12 protein-coding genes are annotated in these 14,627 nt (G+C 69.2%); 5 read left to right on the plus strand and 7 right to left on the minus strand.

Annotation, left to right across the window (positions count from 1 at the left end):
* Positions 1-8 precede the first annotated feature (8 nt).
* Both AB0C30_RS04235 and AB0C30_RS04240 read right to left on the minus strand, forming a co-directional pair.
* Entirely contained in the window at positions 9-2,096 is a 2,088-nt protein-coding gene (locus tag AB0C30_RS04235; RefSeq protein WP_357939416.1) for a beta-galactosidase, read from the minus strand.
* Between the two features lie 164 nt (positions 2,097-2,260).
* Positions 2,261-3,250 carry a LacI family DNA-binding transcriptional regulator gene (locus tag AB0C30_RS04240; protein ID WP_357939418.1) on the minus strand — a complete coding sequence of 330 codons (990 nt, stop codon included), beginning with the start codon at positions 3,248-3,250 and terminating at the stop codon, positions 2,261-2,263.
* A gap of 410 nt (positions 3,251-3,660) precedes the next feature.
* Here AB0C30_RS04240 and AB0C30_RS04245 point away from each other — a divergent pair, with 410 nt between their 5' ends.
* The 3 genes from AB0C30_RS04245 to AB0C30_RS04255 are packed head-to-tail and all read left to right on the plus strand — an operon-like array spanning position 3,661 to position 6,921.
* Positions 3,661-4,593 (plus strand): sugar ABC transporter permease, encoded by a 933-nt coding sequence (locus tag AB0C30_RS04245; protein ID WP_357939420.1) that lies wholly within the window; start codon positions 3,661-3,663, stop codon positions 4,591-4,593.
* Positions 4,590-5,510, plus strand: coding sequence for a carbohydrate ABC transporter permease (locus AB0C30_RS04250; RefSeq protein WP_357939422.1), 921 nt, complete (start codon positions 4,590-4,592; stop codon positions 5,508-5,510). Before AB0C30_RS04245 ends, AB0C30_RS04250 begins: the two co-directional genes overlap by 4 nt.
* 34 nt (positions 5,511-5,544) lie before the next feature.
* On the plus strand, positions 5,545-6,921 hold the full coding sequence (locus AB0C30_RS04255; protein ID WP_357939424.1) for a sugar ABC transporter substrate-binding protein: 1,377 nt from the start codon (positions 5,545-5,547) through the stop codon (positions 6,919-6,921).
* 80 nt (positions 6,922-7,001) lie between these two features.
* On the opposite strand, the gene AB0C30_RS04260 is transcribed toward AB0C30_RS04255, so the two are convergent.
* From AB0C30_RS04260 to AB0C30_RS04270, 3 genes are read right to left on the minus strand one after another with little or no spacing between them, the layout of a single operon-like run.
* Positions 7,002-8,624, minus strand: coding sequence for a hypothetical protein (locus AB0C30_RS04260; RefSeq protein WP_357939426.1), 1,623 nt, complete (start codon positions 8,622-8,624; stop codon positions 7,002-7,004).
* Positions 8,621-9,514, minus strand: a complete 894-nt coding sequence (locus tag AB0C30_RS04265; RefSeq protein ID WP_357939428.1) for an ABC transporter ATP-binding protein — start codon at positions 9,512-9,514, stop codon at positions 8,621-8,623. Before AB0C30_RS04265 ends, AB0C30_RS04260 begins: the two co-directional genes overlap by 4 nt.
* A gap of 42 nt (positions 9,515-9,556) precedes the next feature.
* A complete protein-coding gene (locus tag AB0C30_RS04270; RefSeq protein WP_357939430.1) occupies positions 9,557-10,381 on the minus strand; it encodes an oxidoreductase in 825 nt (274 codons plus the stop codon).
* Positions 10,382-10,595: 214 nt separating this feature from the next.
* Between AB0C30_RS04270 and AB0C30_RS04275 the strand changes: the two genes are divergently transcribed.
* Complete coding sequence (locus AB0C30_RS04275; RefSeq protein ID WP_357939432.1) at positions 10,596-11,306, plus strand: helix-turn-helix domain-containing protein; 711 nt, start codon at positions 10,596-10,598, stop codon at positions 11,304-11,306.
* Positions 11,307-11,320: 14 nt separating this feature from the next.
* Here AB0C30_RS04275 and AB0C30_RS04280 read toward each other — a convergent pair whose 3' ends face one another.
* Positions 11,321-11,635, minus strand: a complete 315-nt coding sequence (locus tag AB0C30_RS04280) for a sensory rhodopsin transducer (RefSeq protein WP_357939434.1) — start codon at positions 11,633-11,635, stop codon at positions 11,321-11,323.
* Positions 11,636-11,776: 141 nt separating this feature from the next.
* Between AB0C30_RS04280 and AB0C30_RS04285 the strand changes: the two genes are divergently transcribed.
* A complete protein-coding gene (locus AB0C30_RS04285; protein WP_357939436.1) occupies positions 11,777-13,198 on the plus strand; it encodes a hypothetical protein in 1,422 nt (473 codons plus the stop codon).
* Here the strand turns inward: AB0C30_RS04285 and AB0C30_RS04290 are convergent, their stop codons facing one another.
* Positions 13,199-14,554, minus strand: a complete 1,356-nt coding sequence (locus AB0C30_RS04290) for an NB-ARC domain-containing protein (protein WP_357939438.1) — start codon at positions 14,552-14,554, stop codon at positions 13,199-13,201.
* Positions 14,555-14,627: the final 73 nt, after the last annotated feature.

The raw sequence follows: 14,627 nt of genomic DNA on the forward strand, positions 1-14,627 counted from the left end.
ATGCCGCCCTAATCCACCGCACGGAGTACGGCGACGCCCGAAGGCGGCAGGGTGACAGTCCCGACGCCCTCGTCCGAGGGTTCCAGGACGTCGGTCCACTCGCCGTCGAGGGTGATGTCGTGCTTGTCGCCGGTGTGGTTCAGCAGGATCAGGAAGCGGCGCCCGGCTCCGGCGCGGACGCTCGCCTGGACCCCGGCAGGCAGCCCCTGGACGACGGGCGTCACTCCCGCTTCGGCGAGCGCCCGGCCGAGGACCGCCCGCATGGTGACCGCGTCGAGCCGGGTCGAGAGGTAGCGGGCGATCCCCGCGCCGAACTCGTGCCTGGTCACGGCCGGGCGCCCGGCCCAGTCGGCGGAGTCGAAGACGAGCTCGGGCTCGGCGCCGGCCAGATGCAGGTCCTCTCGCCACAGGTCGGCGACCCCTTCGAGGTGCGAAAGCACTCCGTGACCGCGGATGGGAAACCGCTCGTGCTTGGCCGCCGGGCAGAACTCCTCGACCCGGACCCCGAGGACCTCGCGCAGCGGCGCGGGGTAGCCGCCCAGGTGGACCCGGTCATGCTCGTCCACGATCCCGCTGAAGAAGGAGACGGCCAGCGCGCCGCCGCCGGACACGTACGCCGAGACGCGTTGTGCGTCCGCGCTCGACAGGAGGTACAGGTTCGGCACGACGACGAGCGCGTAACCGGTCAGCTCGGCCGAGGGCGGCACGACGTCCACGCCGACCCCGAGGTCGAACAGCGGGCCGTAATGGTCCAGCAGGCGCTCCTCCTGCCGCACACCGTCGGAGGGGTGGGAGTCGAGTTCGAGCGCCCACCAGCTGTTCCAGTCGAGCAGGATCGCCACCTGGTTGCGGACCCGCGTGCCGGGCAGGTCGGGCACCGAGGCCAGTTCCCGGCCGAGCGCCGCGATCTCGCGGAAGACCCTGCTGTCGGCCCCCGCGTGCGGCACCATGCCCGAGTGGAACTTCTCGGCGCCGCCGCGTGACTGCCGCCACTGGAAGTACAGGATCGCGTCGGCGCCCTGCGCGACGGCCTGCCAGCTCCACAGCCGCATCTGGCCGGGCTGCTTGATCGCGTTCCTGCCCCGCCAGTTGACCGCGCTCGGCGCCTGCTCCATCAGGATCCACGGCTGCCCGCCCCCGGCGCCGCGCATCGTGTCGTACACCAGGCCAGGGGCCAGATGCGGCCGCTCGTCGTGGGGGTCGGGATAGGAGTCGACCGCCACGACGTCCAGCCGCGGCGCCCAGTCGAAGACGTCCACGGCCTTCAGGCCGCCCAGGAAGTTCGTGGTGATCGGCACCTCGGGAGTGACCCGCCGCAGGATGCCCGCCTCCAGGTCGAAGCAGTCGCGCAGCGCCTCGTTGGCGAAGCGCGTGTAGTCGAGCTGCTGGGCCGGATTGGGGTACGTCGGAGCCGCGCGGGGTGGCTGGACGTGGTCGAAGGAGGCGTACCGCTGCGACCAGAAGTCCGTTGACCAGGCGTCGTTCAGCGCCTCCAGGTCGTCGCCGTAGCGCTCGCGCAGCCAGCGGCGGAAATCGGCCGCCGACACCTCGCAGTAGCAGGCGGCGATGTGGCAGCCGTACTCGTTGCCGACGTGCCACAGCCCGAGAGCCGGATGGTCGCGGTAGTGCGTGGCCAGCCGCTCCACCAGGAGCGCCGCCCGTTCCCGGTAGACCGGGCTGGACGGACAGAAGTGCTGCCGCCCGCCGGGGCCCAGCACGGTCCCGTCCGCGGTGACCGGCAGGATCTCCGGGTGCTCGTGGACGAGCCAGGGCGGCGGGGACGCCGTCATGGTGGCGAGGTCGGCGGTGATCCCGTGCGCGTGCAGGTCATCCAGGACCTGGTCGAACAGGGAGAAGTCGTACGCGCCGCGCGCTGGCTCCACGCGCGCCCAGCCGAACACCCCGACGGTGACGAGGTTGACCCGGGCCTCGGCCATGAGGCGCAGGTCCTCCGCCCTGGTCTCGGCCGGCCACTGCTCGGGGTTGTAGTCGCCGCCGAAGGCCACGCCGCCGAGCCGGCGCCAGAACCGGTCGCCCGGGGACGGGGCGCCGGTGGTCCCGGAGCCCGGCCTGACATCGTGAGGTACGGCGTTCATCGTCGGCGCGGCGGCCTCGGCGGGCGAGGACCGCCGCTCCTCCCTTCTTCGGCGGGGCGTGCTGCGGCGGGTGGGACGTTCTTCGGCGGGGACGTTTCTTCGCTGTGGGCGTGCTGCGGTTGGTGGGACTTTCGTCGGTGTGGGGCGTGCTGGGGTTGGTCGGATCAGCCGGTCGGCGGCGGTGCGCCGGTGCTCTCCCTGACGATCAGCTGAGGGGCGACGAAGGCGGTGGCGGCGGGAGCCGTACCGGTCTCGATCTGGTCGATCATGAGCGACACGATCCGCTCGGCCACCACGTCGAAGTCCTGCCGGACAGTGGTGAGCGAGGGGGACAGGTAGGCCGACTCCTCGATGTCGTCGAAACCGACGATGCTCACATCCTCAGGGATGCGACGTCCCGCCTGGATCATCGCGCGCATCACGCCGAGGGCCATCTGGTCGTTGGCGGCGAAGACGGCCGTCACGCCGGGCCGCCGGGCCAGGACGCGGCCGGCCTCGTAGCCGCTGGCCGCGCTCCAGTCGCCGAACAGCATCTGGGGCACCGCCGCGTCCGCTTCCTTGAGCGTCGCGTGCCAGGACTCCGCCCGGCGTCGCGCGGCATAGGAGTCCTCGGGCCCGGCGACGTGCCAGACCGTCTCGTGACCGAGGCCGAGCAGGTGACGGGTGACGAGCCGGGCGCCGAGGGCCTGGTCGGTGTCGACCATCGGGTGGCGGAGGCTGACGTCGCCGTCGGCCATCACGACCGGCACGTCCGGCGGCAGGCGCAGCGCCGGGGTGTCGAGGATCTGCGCCTCGATGACCACGATGCCGTCGACGGCCTGCACCGTCAGCTGGTCGAACGCCTCGTGCACGGCCCGCTCGGTCTGCGACTCGACGGCGATCATGTTCACGGTGTAGCCGGCGCGCTGCGCCGCTTTGGTGACGGCGTCGACCGTACGGGCGTTGCCGAAGCTGCCGAGCCCGAAGCTGATCAGGCCCAGGGTGCGGAACTGGCCGGTGACCAGGGCGCGGGCGGCGGTGTTTGGCCGGTAGCCGAGGACGCGCATGGCCGACAGGACACGCTGGCGGGTCTCTTCCTCCACGTTGCTGCGGTTGTTGACCACCCGGGAGACTGTCTGACTGGAGACTCCGGCCATCGCGGCGACGTCGGCCATGGACGGCCGCCTGGGCGAGCGCCGTGCCGCCACGCTTTTCTGGGTCGCCCCGTCCACTGGCACCTCTGGTCATCCGATGGGCTTGCTGTCGTGCAAACTCTCGCACGATGTTTACGTGAACATGACCCATCCGTCAATAGGCCGCTGCCCTAGCCGACATGTAGTCACAAACGGTGATAAATCAGGCATTTGTGTTAACTTTGGGTTACCTATTGACATGTTCTTGCGGCGAATGGAGACTACGGGACATCTTCGCCATGTTCACGTAAACACGGAGTCTCGCGATCACAGCACCGAGCGCTCCACGGTGGCGCAGGTAATGGGGCGGTCCATGGATCGCCATGCCCCGACAAGGAGAGTTCAGTGCCAGTCTTCGTGGCAGCGCGAACATCCCACGGTAGGAGTACGGGATGACCGCGCCCGCCGGTCCAGCCGGGCCGGTGACCGCGCCCGGCGGTCTCGCCCGGCCGGTCCTGCGCCTGCGCGTCGCCGGCTACGCCTTCTTCCTGCCGTTCTTCGTGGTCTTCCTGGTCGCGGTGGTCGCGCCGCTGGCGTACGCGATCTATCTCAGCTTCTTCCAGGAACGCATGATCGGCGGCACGGTCTTCGCCGGCGTGGCCAACTACACCCGCGCCATCGGCGACGCGCTGTTCGGCGCCGGCCTGCTCCGCGTCGCGCTCTTCCTGGTCGTGCAGGTGCCCGTCATGCTGCTCATCGCCCTGGGCTGCGCGCTGGCCATCGACAGCGGTCGGCTGCGCTGGCCGTCGTTGTTCCGCATCACGATCTTCATGCCGTACGCGGTGCCGGCCGTGGTGTCGGCCCTCATGTGGGGCTACATGTACGGGGACCAGTTCGGCCTGATCGGCCAGATCGGCAAGGCCCTCGACGTCGCGGTCCCCGACCTGCTCTCGCGCTCCTGGATGCTCTCCTCCATCGGCAACATGGTGACCTGGGAGTTCGTCGGCTACAACATGATCATCCTGTACGCCGCGCTGCGGTCCGTACCGACCGAGCTCTATGAGGCGGCCGAGATGGACGGAGCGGGCGCCATCCGCATCGCCTGGAGCATCAAGCTGCCCGCCCTGCGTCCCGCGCTGCTCGTGGCGACGATCTTCTCGATCATCGGCAGCTTCCAGCTCTTCAACGAGCCGAACATCCTCCAGAAGCTCTCGCCCGCGGTGATCGGGACGAGCTACACGCCCAACATGTACGCCTACAACCTCGCCTTCAACGGCCAGCAGATCAACTACTCGGCCACTGTCGCCGTGCTGCTCGGCGTCGTCACCATCGTCGTGGCGTACGCGGTGCAGATCATCACGGCGAGAAGGGAGAAGACGCTGTGACGGCCGTCGCCGAGGCGAACCGCACCACGGGCGGGCAGGCCGCGCACCACTCCACCAAGGCGCGGCGCCGGGGGAAGAGTCCTGCCCTCACGGTGATCATGCTGGTGATGTTCGCGTACGCGGTGCTGCCGCTGTTCTGGCTGCTGGCCAACGCCAGCAAGAACGGCGGGGACCTGTTCTCGACCTTCGGGCTCTGGTTCGGCGGGGACTTCCACCTGTTCGCCAACATCGGCGAGACCCTGAGCTACAACAACGGCATCTTCGTGCGCTGGTTCGGCAACACCGTGCTCTACTCCGTGGTGGGCGCGGGCGGTGCCGCCCTGCTGGCCACCCTCGGCGGTTACGCGCTGGCGAAATACGAGTTCCCGGGCCGCAAGCTGCTGTTCGCGGTGGTGCTGGGCGGCATCTCCATTCCGGGCACGGCCCTCGCGGTGCCGACGTACCTGCTGTTCAGCCAGGTCGGGATCGTCGACACCCCGTGGGCGGTGCTCATCCCGGCGCTGTGCAGCCCGTTCGGCCTCTACCTGATGCGGGTCTACGCGGCCGACGCGGTGCCCGACTCGATCCTGGAGTCGGCCCGTATCGACGGGGCGGGCGAGTTCAGGATCTTCCGCACCATCGCGCTGCGGCTGCTCGCCCCGGGCTTCGTCACGGTCCTGCTCTTCGCGCTGGTCGCGACGTGGAACAACTACTTCCTGCCGCTGATCGTGCTGAACTCGCCGGACTGGTTCCCGCTCACGGTCGGCCTCAACCAGTGGAACGCCCAGGCCAACAGCGGCACCTCCGGTGCCGGTGACGCCACCTACACGCTCATCCTGACCGGCAGCCTGCTGTCGATCGTGCCGTTGATCATCGCTTTCCTGGGGCTCCAGCGGTTCTGGCAGTCGGGCCTCGCTACCGGAAGCGTCAAGCAGTGAATCCCGACAAACCCCCCGTGGATAAGGAAACGCTATGAAAACCCTTCCATCACGGCGCGGTGTGATCCCTGCCGGGATCGCCGCGGCCCTGTCTCTGGCCCTCGCCGCGTGCGGCGGCGGCTCCGGTGGGAGTGCCGCCGCCCCGTCCGCCGCCGCCCCCAGTGCTACGGCGGCTGTGCAGGACGCGCTGTCCAAGCCCGCCGAGCTGACGTTCTGGACGTGGGTCACGGGGATCGAGAAGACCGTCGCCCGCTTCACCACGAAATATCCGAACATCAAGGTCAACGTGGTGAACGCGGGTCAGTCCGCCGACCAGTACACCAAGCTGCAGACCGCGATCAAGGCCGGATCCGGCGCGCCCGACGTGGCGCAGATCGAATACTTCGCCCTGCCGCAGTTCGCCCTCGCCAAGCAGGTCGTCAACCTGGCCGACTATGGCGCCGCCTCGCTGAAGGACAAGTTCGCCGACTCGGCGTGGGGCCAGGTGGCGATCAACGGCGGCGTCTACGGCGTCCCGCAGGACACCGGCCCCATGGCGATGTTCTACCGCAAGGACATCTTCGACAAGCTGAAGATCAAGCCGCCGGCCACGTGGGCGGAGTTCGTCGACGCGGCCAAGAAGATCAAGGCCGCCGACTCCGGCTCGTTCATCACCTCCATCGACCCCGGTGACGCCGGCGGGGTGGACAGCCTGATCTGGCAGGCGGGCGGCGCGCCGTTCAAGACCTCGGGCGAGACCTCGGTCAGCGTCAAGCTCGACTCCGACCCGGGCGTCAAGCAGTGGGTCGGCACGATGAGCACCCTGCTCGGCGAGAAGCTGGTCGACCCGCAGCCCGGCTGGACCGACGAGTGGTGGAAGGGCATGGGCTCGGGCAAGTACGCCGTCTGGCTGACCGGCGCCTGGGCGCCGAACGGCATCATCAACTCCATCCCCAAGACGAAGGGCAAGTGGGCGGTCGCCCCGATGCCGCAGTACGACGCGGCCAAGCCGATGAACGCCGAGAACGGCGGCTCCTCGGTGGCGGTCATCCCGCAGAGCAAGAACATCCCGGCCGCCGTCGCCTTCGCGCAGTGGCTCAACTCCGACCCGGAGGCCGTCAAGTCGCTGAACACCGAGGCCGGGCTGTTCCCCGCCACGAAGGTGCTGCTCGACGACCCTGCCTTCCGTGACGCGCCGCAGGAGTTCTTCGGCGGCCAGAAGATCAACCAGGTCCTGAGCGACGCCTCGGCCGCCGTCCGCCCCGACTGGCAGTACCTCCCGTTCCAGGTGTACGCCAACAGCATCTTCAAGGACACCGTGGGCCAGGCCATCGACAGCGGCGGTGACCTGTCCGCCGCGCTGAAGACCTGGCAGGACCGCATCTCCGCCTTCGGCACCGAGCAGGGCTTCACCCTCACCAACGGCGGCTGACCCCCCGGCACGACCTCGACCTCGACCACGACCGGCGGCCCGGTGGAACGCACTCCACCGGGCCGTCACCGCTGGCACCTTTAGCCCGAGGCGAGATCGCGGCGGCGCAGACCGTACAGACCGAGGATCGTCAGCGCCGCGGCGAGCACGGTCAGCACCACCGTGGCCACCGGGGCGAAGGACCCCAGCGGGTGCCAGGGAAGGTGGGACAGCACCGACGTGTTCACCAGCCACCCCGGCAGGTTCATGTAGGACCCCAGTACCTGCATGAACCCGCTGTAGACGAGCACCGCCCAGGCCGCGTTCACGGCCCGTGGGGCGAGCCCGAGCAGCGCGGCGGGCACGGCGAGCAGCACCAGCACCTCGGGGGCGCGTATGAGGCTCGCCCAGGTGACCTCTCCCACGAGGCCGGGCTCGCCGGTCGACAGGGCGGCGCCGATGCCGAGCGCGGCGCCGTACACCACCGGCAGGACGACCGCGGCGAGCGCGGTGACCAGCAGGGACGACCAGTACCACGTCGATCTGCCGGTCGGCCCGGCCAGCACGGGAGCGATCCGCCCGCGCAACTCCTCCGACCGGAGCCGGAGGACCGACAGGACCACGAACACGCCGGTGTAGAGGGACCCGGTGAACACCATGAGGCTGATCCAGGCCCGCCCGAAGTCCGCACCGGAGAAGATGGGGAGGTCGGTTTCCGCCATTCCGCCGGTCATGGCGCCCAGGACGAGGCCGACGGCGAGGAACGCGGCTCCCCACGCGAGGATGCCCGCCTGCTGGAGCCGCAGCGCGAGCGTGAACGGCGAGCGCAGCCACGAAGGCGCCGACGCCCGGCCGGGACGCGGGGCCATCAAGGAGGCGCCGAGATCTCTGCGGCTCGCCAGCGAGTAGGCGCCCGCGACCAGCAGCCCGGCGAGCAGAACCGAGAGGCCGAGCGGCCACCAGCGCTCGTCGGCCAGCACCCGGGTCTGCTGTGACCAGCCGATCGGCGACAGCCAGAACAGCGGGCCGCCCTCCGGGCTCTGCAGCGCCCCCGCGCCGCGCAGCAGCCACGCGGTGAAGAGCACGATGCCCGCCAGCCCGTTGGCGCCTCGGGGATGCTCGGTGACCTGGGCAGTCACCGCGGTGACCCCGGCGAACAGCAGCCCGGTCGCGGCGAGGGAGGCACCGAACAGCAGGGCGCTGCCGGCGGGGAACCCGATGCCGATCGTCGCGGCGGTGGTGAGGGCCGCGAGTGCGACATTGCTGATCACGGCGACGACCAGCGCCCCGGTGAGCTGGGCGTGCCGGCCCACGACGGCCGCCCGGATGAGCTCGGCCCGGCCCGTCTGCTCCTCCGCCCGGGTGTGCCGGGTCATGAGCATCATGTTCATGATCGCGGCGGCCAGCAGGAACTCGACCCAGTAGGCGGCGAGGAAGTAGCTCTGCGTGGTGACCTCGCCGAACAGGGGCCCGCCGAGCACCCTCATGAAGGAGACGCGGATCATCTGCGACGCTTCGGCCAGGGCCTGGGGCGTCGGGACGACCGCGCTGACGGCGGCGTAGTAGAAGCGTGGGACGAGGGCCGTGATGGCGACCAGCCAGATGGTGAGCTTGATCCGGTCGCGGCGCAGCGCCAGCCGTACCATCGCGCCGGTGCCGGTCAGGTGGCTGCTCGCCGCGCTCGATCCGGTACGGCCGCGCGCCCGCGTAACCGTGGTGGTCATGCCGCCTCCTTGTGCGCGTAGTGCCGGAGCATGAGCTCCTCGAGCGTCGGCGGGTGGCTGACCAGCGAGCGGATGCCGAACTTGGTGAGGTGCTGGACGGCGGCGTCGAGGTGTTCGGAGTCCACGCTGAACCGTAGGCTTCCGCCCTCGAGCTTCGCGTTGTGGATGCCGGGCACCTGGTTGAGGCCGGTTACCGGGGTGGCGGTCTCGGCCACGATCGTGGTCCGGGTCAGATGCCGCATCTGCGCCAGCGTCCCCGACTCCACCGCCTTTCCGTCGCGGATGATGGTGATCCGGTCGGCGAGGGTTTCGACCTGGGCGAGGATGTGACTGGACAGCAGGATGGTCCGGCCGGCGGCTTTGGCCTCGGCGACGACCTGCTGGAAGACCGCCTCCATCAGCGGGTCCAGCCCGCTCGTGGGCTCGTCGAGGATCAGCAGCTCCACGTCGGCGGCGAGGGCGGCGACGAGGGCGACCTTCTGGCGGTTGCCCTTGGAGTAGGTCCGGGTCTTCTTCTTCGGATCGAGCTCGAACCGCTCGATCAACCCGTTCCGCCGCTCGTTGTCGAGCCCGCCACGCAGCCGGCCGAGCACGTCGATGGCCTCGCCTCCGGTGAGGTTGGGCCACAGCTCCACATCGCCCGGCACGTACGCCAGCCGCCGGTGTAACGCGACGGCGTCGGCCCAGGGGTCGCCGCCCAGCAGCCTGGCGCTGCCGGAGGTGGCTCGGATCAGGCCCAGCAGGACGCGGATGGTGGTGCTCTTTCCCGCCCCGTTCGGGCCGAGAAAGCCATGCACCTCTCCGGTACCCACGGTGAGGTCGAGCCCGTCGAGGGCCCGTGTCGGCCCGTACGCCTTGACGAGCCCGGAAATGGCGATAGCAGGGGTCATGGGTTTCTCCGAATTGCGGGTCTCGTTGAGCAGACGGCTCGATTACTTGAGCGAGCCGGTGACGCGCGCGTCGAATTCGCGGTCCGGGAGGGATCTGTTGAGCTCCAGGAAAGCTTCGGCCTGCCAGCCCACGACGTAGCGGGTTTCCGGCCGGGCCGACTCGACGGCCTGCCGGATCGTCGTCGCGACCACTCCCGGGTCCGAGGCTGGGCTGTCCACGCCTGGCTGCGGCTCGGCCGCCTGTGCCATGGCCTCGGCCATCTCCCGGTAGGCGCCGTTCCCGGAGATCTCCCGCAGTTGCCGCGGGGTCCCGGTCTCGAAGTCGGTCTTGATGATGCCCGGCTGGACGACCACGACGTCGATGCCGAACTGTCCGACCTCCATGCGCAGGGTGTCGGAGAAGGCCTCCAGGGCGTGCTTGGAGGCGTAGTACCAGGCGCCGAGCGGAAGGGCGATCTCGCCGCCGATCGAGGAGACGTTGACGATCGTGCCCGAGCCCCGCGCCCGCATGTGCGGGAGGACGAGCTGGGTCAGCCGGGCCGGCCCGAACAGGTTGACCTCGAACTCGTCTCGAGCCATCGCCATCGGCGTGTCCTCGACCGCGCCGTGGACGACGGCTCCCGCGTTGTTGACCAGGACGTCGATCCGCTCGTGCGCGTCCAGGACGGTACGGACGACCCGCTGGAGGTCCTCTTCCTTGGTCACGTCCATCGGCAAGGCGTGACCGCCCGCTTCGCGGATCGCCTCCATCTGGTGCGCTCGGCGCGCCCCGCCGTACACGACGTGGCCGCCGCGCAGGAGTTCGAGTGCGGTGGCGTGGCCGATGCCGGATGAGGCGCCGGTTACGAGGCATATCTTGGCAGCCATTGTCGGTCCCTCCACGTGAACGGTCGTCGTTCACATATGAGGAAAGCTACGGATGCGTTCGCGGATTCGGCAAGTTAAGAATCTCGTTTTCCCAGGTCAGAAGGGCGCAATTGGCGAAACGACGGTGCTGGCAAATGCAACAACTCCATGCTTTGTGTCGCAATCAATCGGGCCCGGCCGCATACTTGGGCGGGCGCGACAAGCGGGAGGGCGCATGCCAGGAGGCCACCTCACGTACGAGGACCGTCGCAAGATCGCTGAGGGGCTGGTGGAAGGACTCACCTACGCGGAGATCGCCCGTCGCCTGGGACGACCGAGATCGACCATCGGCCGCGAGATCGCCCGCAACGGAGGACCGCACGGCTACCGGGCGGCTCGGGCCCAGCAGGCGACCGGACGGCGGGCCCATCGCCAGCCGCACTCGCCGCTGAATACACCGGCCACCGTGGATATCGGCGGGCGTGACCCCCGGGCCGTACAGGAATTCGAGCGGAAACTCGCCGGGGCGATGTCAGGGATCCCGCCGATGGCGGCCAAGGTGATGGTCTGCCTGTTCACCAGCGACAGCGGCGACATGACCGTCGTCGACCTGGTCGAGCGGCTGCGGGTCAGCCCCGCGTCGATCTCCAAGGGGATCGGCTGGCTTGAGGAGGTGGGGCTGGTCAAACGCGAGCGTGACAATCGGCGTGACCGGTACAGCATCGACGTCGACGTCTGGTATCGGGCCTGGTTGGTGGGCATCCGATCGATGACGCTGTGGGCCGACACCGTCCAGGAGGGCGTCGACGTCCTCGGCGTCCAGACCCCGGCCGGCTCCCGGCTCCTGATGGCAAGCCGGTTCTTCCAGGTCCTCAGCAATGACATGACCCAGGCGGCCGAACATTACCGGCAGATCTTCTCCGGCGCCGGGGACGTCAAGGACTGAACCGCCATGGGAGGTCAGGCGGCCGATCGGCGTACATCGGGGTGCGCATGGGTGAGTTGCACGATCACCGGCATGTCCGAGACGACCGCGACCGCGTAGGGGGTGCCGGGGGACAGGGCGTCGGAAACCGCCAGGTCGTCCAGGCTCAGGTCGCTGGTGCGCTGCGCGGGCACCGTCGCGCGGTAGGGGCCGAGCGGCTCCTCGCCCGTCGCGCAGAACGTGAGCTCGACGTGGGCGTTCTTGGGGCTGACATTGAACAGGCAGAGCCGGTCGCCCCGAACGCACCCGTCGGTGATCGCCATCTTCCAGTTTCCCACCAATGTGCTCATTTGCGACTCCTGTCCTCTCCTGCGACATTCGTCCAGCTACCCCGACAAGAGCGGATATATCGGATTAAGAGCCGGTGAATGAGGCCAGCGAGGGTCCGCGAGCGTATTGTCGGGGATCATCGGCGGTGTGAAGATCGGGGAATGGCCCCTTCAAAAGCCGTTCTCTCCGCGCTCGCCGTCGCCACTTCCGCATTACTGATCAGCGGAAACGCCGAGGCGGCCGCGGATGTGCCGTTACCCTCGGCGATCTTCCGCGCCACGCACAACAGCTACTCGGGCAACGTCAGCGGCGCCAAGAACTCGATCGCCTACCAACTCGACCACGGCATTCGCTTCCTCGAACTCGACATCCACGACAACGGTTACGCCACCTCGCACGACTACTCCGTCGGCCACGACTCTCCCGGCAACCAGGTCGACCACAACGGAAACCCCGCCTCGAACCTCCTGCGCGACTGGCTCGGCGTGATCAACACCTGGTCCGCGCAGCATCCCACCGCCGCACCGATCGTCGTCGCGCTCGACATCAAGGACGACCTGACCGACAACACCTCGTACGCCGCCGGCAACCTGGCCGCGCTCAACCAGGAGCTCACCTCCGTCTTCGGCTCGCGGCTGTTCTGGGCCAAGGACTACCCGGCGAGCCCGCCGTCGGTGGACACGTTGCGCGGCCGGGTGCTCCCCGTGATCTCCGGCGACGGCACGACCCGCGCCCAGTACAAACGCGACGTCGGCTACCACCCGGCCGTCGCGATCAACGGCCGCGGTCAGGTCGTCGAGGTGCACGACTCGGGCGCGGGCGCGCTCTGGTACTGGAGCGGCACGTACGGCGCCGACGGCCGCGTGACCTGGTTACGCCATGGCAAGTACGACAACGGCGTCACCCCGTCCGTCGCGCTGAACGACAACGGCGACCTGGTCGAGGTCCACCAGTCCCAGACCGCGACCACCCTCTGGTACCGCGTCGGCCGCCTCGACGCCGGCGGCGAGATCACCTGGTCGGCCAGCCACCAGTATGACAACGGCGTCCTGCCGACGGTCAGGTTCACCGACGCGGCGGGCACCCAGCTACGCGAGATCCACCGCAGCCAGAGCAACAGCCAGAACTGGGACTGGGACGGCGTGCTCAACGCCGCCGCGGCGACGGTCTCCTGGAGCGGCAACGCCAAGACCTCCGACGCCCGCTACGACGCGACCACCTCGACCAGCGGCTCGTCGCGCGTGCACGTGTGGACCGGCGCCGACGGCCCGACCCCGGCCCAGACCCTGCGCCTGGACACCGACAGGGTCGCCGGCGAGCGCATCCGCTACCAGCAGACCGCCTTCGACGAGTTCCAGAAGGGCGACAGCGCGGAGCTCCAGCAGGGCGCGCTGTTCTACGCGGCGTCGGCCGGCGAGTCCTCGTTCATCACCGCGGCCCGGCAGGCGGGACGGCTCGTACGCGGCTGGGACTTCGACTCCGAAGACGACGCCACCGACCCACTGGCCAACTATCCGGCGTCCAACCACCCGTACGACACCTGGTACCAGGACCTCCTCACCCGCTCGGGCGCCGTCGAGTAGTCAAGCGGAATTGGCCCGCGCGGCCTCACACGGCGTTCGGCGAAGCAGGGCCGAGACGTGGTCGCGCACCAGATCATGGAAGCGGTACCGGCAGGGTGCGGGCTCCTGCAAGAGGTGGACGTCCAGCAGCTGGTCCAGCTGCCGCCTCGCCCGCACCACTGTCGTGTGCTGCACGGCCGCGGCCTCGTCGACCCCGAACTCGGTGCCGGCCTGCGACCCCAGCACCCGGTACACGCGTCGCTGATCCTCCGTGAGCCGCTGATAGGACAGATCCAGGGCGGCGGTGACGCTGTGGCGCCCGGTCGTCAGCTCGGACAGCCGGTCGTCGTTCAACCGGTCGAGCAGATGCCGCACGCCCCACGTCGGACGTGCCCGCAGCCGGACGGCGGCGATGTGGATGGCGAGCGGGAGCCGCCCACACCGCTCCGCGGTCTCCGTCAGCACGCCCGCCGGCGCGTCCGCGACATGCTCCCGCCCGACCATGCGGGTGAACAGGGCGACCGCCTCCTCCAGCGGCAGGACGTCCAACGACAAGGTTCGCGTGTCGTCCAGGCCGATCAGCCGGCGGCGGCTGGTGACGATCAGCAGGCAGCCCGGTCCGGCGGGCAGCAGCGGGCGGACCTGGTCCTCGTCGGCGGCGTTGTCCAGCACGATCAGGACTTCGCGGTCGGCCACGACACTGCGATACAGCGCCGCGCGGTCATCGATATGCCCGGGTATGCGGTCATCAGGGATGCCAAGTGCGCGGAGCATGCGGGCGAGCGCATCACGTGGATCGACGGGGGTCGTTTCCCGGGTATGTCCGTGGAGGTTCACGAACAGCTGACCGTCGGGAAACCGAGAGCTGAGCAGGTGGGCGGCATGAACGGCCAGCGCCGTCTTTCCGACTCCGGCCATGCCGTCAATGGCGATGACCGTCGCCGTGTTCGCATTCTGATAATCCGACAAAGCCGTCAGTTCATGCTTTCGGCCAACAAACGCCGCAACATCGGCCGGTAGCTCTCGCGGAATGGTCACCGCTGCCGGCGCTGGGCAGATCTCTTCCGGTTCAACGCGTTCAGGGGAAGCCGACGGGCCGCGAGCGACGACGGCCAGCATCGCGCGCTCCTCGCTGTCCAGCTCCAGCGCCTCCGCCAGCAGCAGGATCGAGGTGATGCGCGGCTGCTGAAGCACGTTGTGCTCCAACCGGCGGACGGTCCGAACGTTGAGGCCGGTACGTTGGGCCAGCTGCTCCTGGGTCAGCAACGCCCGCCCCCGCCATCGGCGCAGCAGCGCCCCCAAAGACAACTCGGCCTCAGGACACCGTATGACTTCCGTCGGTAGGGAAGTGGTCAACCGAACGTGATTGTCGTTCATCGATTTGTGCTCCTATCCAGGGAGCCGCCCCGTTTTCTCTCGCCGCCCCTGGTCGGCGAGATCCCCATGTACA

It is taken from the genome of Nonomuraea sp. NPDC048901 (assembly GCF_040649695.1).
Lineage (GTDB): Bacteria > Actinomycetota > Actinomycetes > Streptosporangiales > Streptosporangiaceae > Nonomuraea.

Bases quoted from the DNA above. Each gene is read 5' to 3' on its own strand.
- AB0C30_RS04235 (WP_357939416.1), bottom strand. From the start codon at position 2,096: ATGAACGCCGTACCTCACGATGTCAGGCCGGGCTCCGGGACCACCGGC.
- AB0C30_RS04240 (WP_357939418.1), bottom strand. From the start codon at position 3,250: ATGGCCGACGTCGCCGCGATGGCCGGAGTCTCCAGTCAGACAGTCTCC.
- AB0C30_RS04245 (WP_357939420.1), top strand. From the start codon at position 3,661: ATGACCGCGCCCGCCGGTCCAGCCGGGCCGGTGACCGCGCCCGGCGGT.
- AB0C30_RS04255 (WP_357939424.1), top strand. From the start codon at position 5,545: ATGAAAACCCTTCCATCACGGCGCGGTGTGATCCCTGCCGGGATCGCC.
- AB0C30_RS04260 (WP_357939426.1), bottom strand. From the start codon at position 8,624: ATGACCACCACGGTTACGCGGGCGCGCGGCCGTACCGGATCGAGCGCG.
- AB0C30_RS04265 (WP_357939428.1), bottom strand. From the start codon at position 9,514: ATGACCCCTGCTATCGCCATTTCCGGGCTCGTCAAGGCGTACGGGCCG.
- AB0C30_RS04270 (WP_357939430.1), bottom strand. From the start codon at position 10,381: ATGGCTGCCAAGATATGCCTCGTAACCGGCGCCTCATCCGGCATCGGC.
- AB0C30_RS04275 (WP_357939432.1), top strand. From the start codon at position 10,596: ATGCCAGGAGGCCACCTCACGTACGAGGACCGTCGCAAGATCGCTGAG.
- AB0C30_RS04280 (WP_357939434.1), bottom strand. From the start codon at position 11,635: ATGAGCACATTGGTGGGAAACTGGAAGATGGCGATCACCGACGGGTGC.
- AB0C30_RS04285 (WP_357939436.1), top strand. From the start codon at position 11,777: ATGGCCCCTTCAAAAGCCGTTCTCTCCGCGCTCGCCGTCGCCACTTCC.
- AB0C30_RS04290 (WP_357939438.1), bottom strand. From the start codon at position 14,554: ATGAACGACAATCACGTTCGGTTGACCACTTCCCTACCGACGGAAGTC.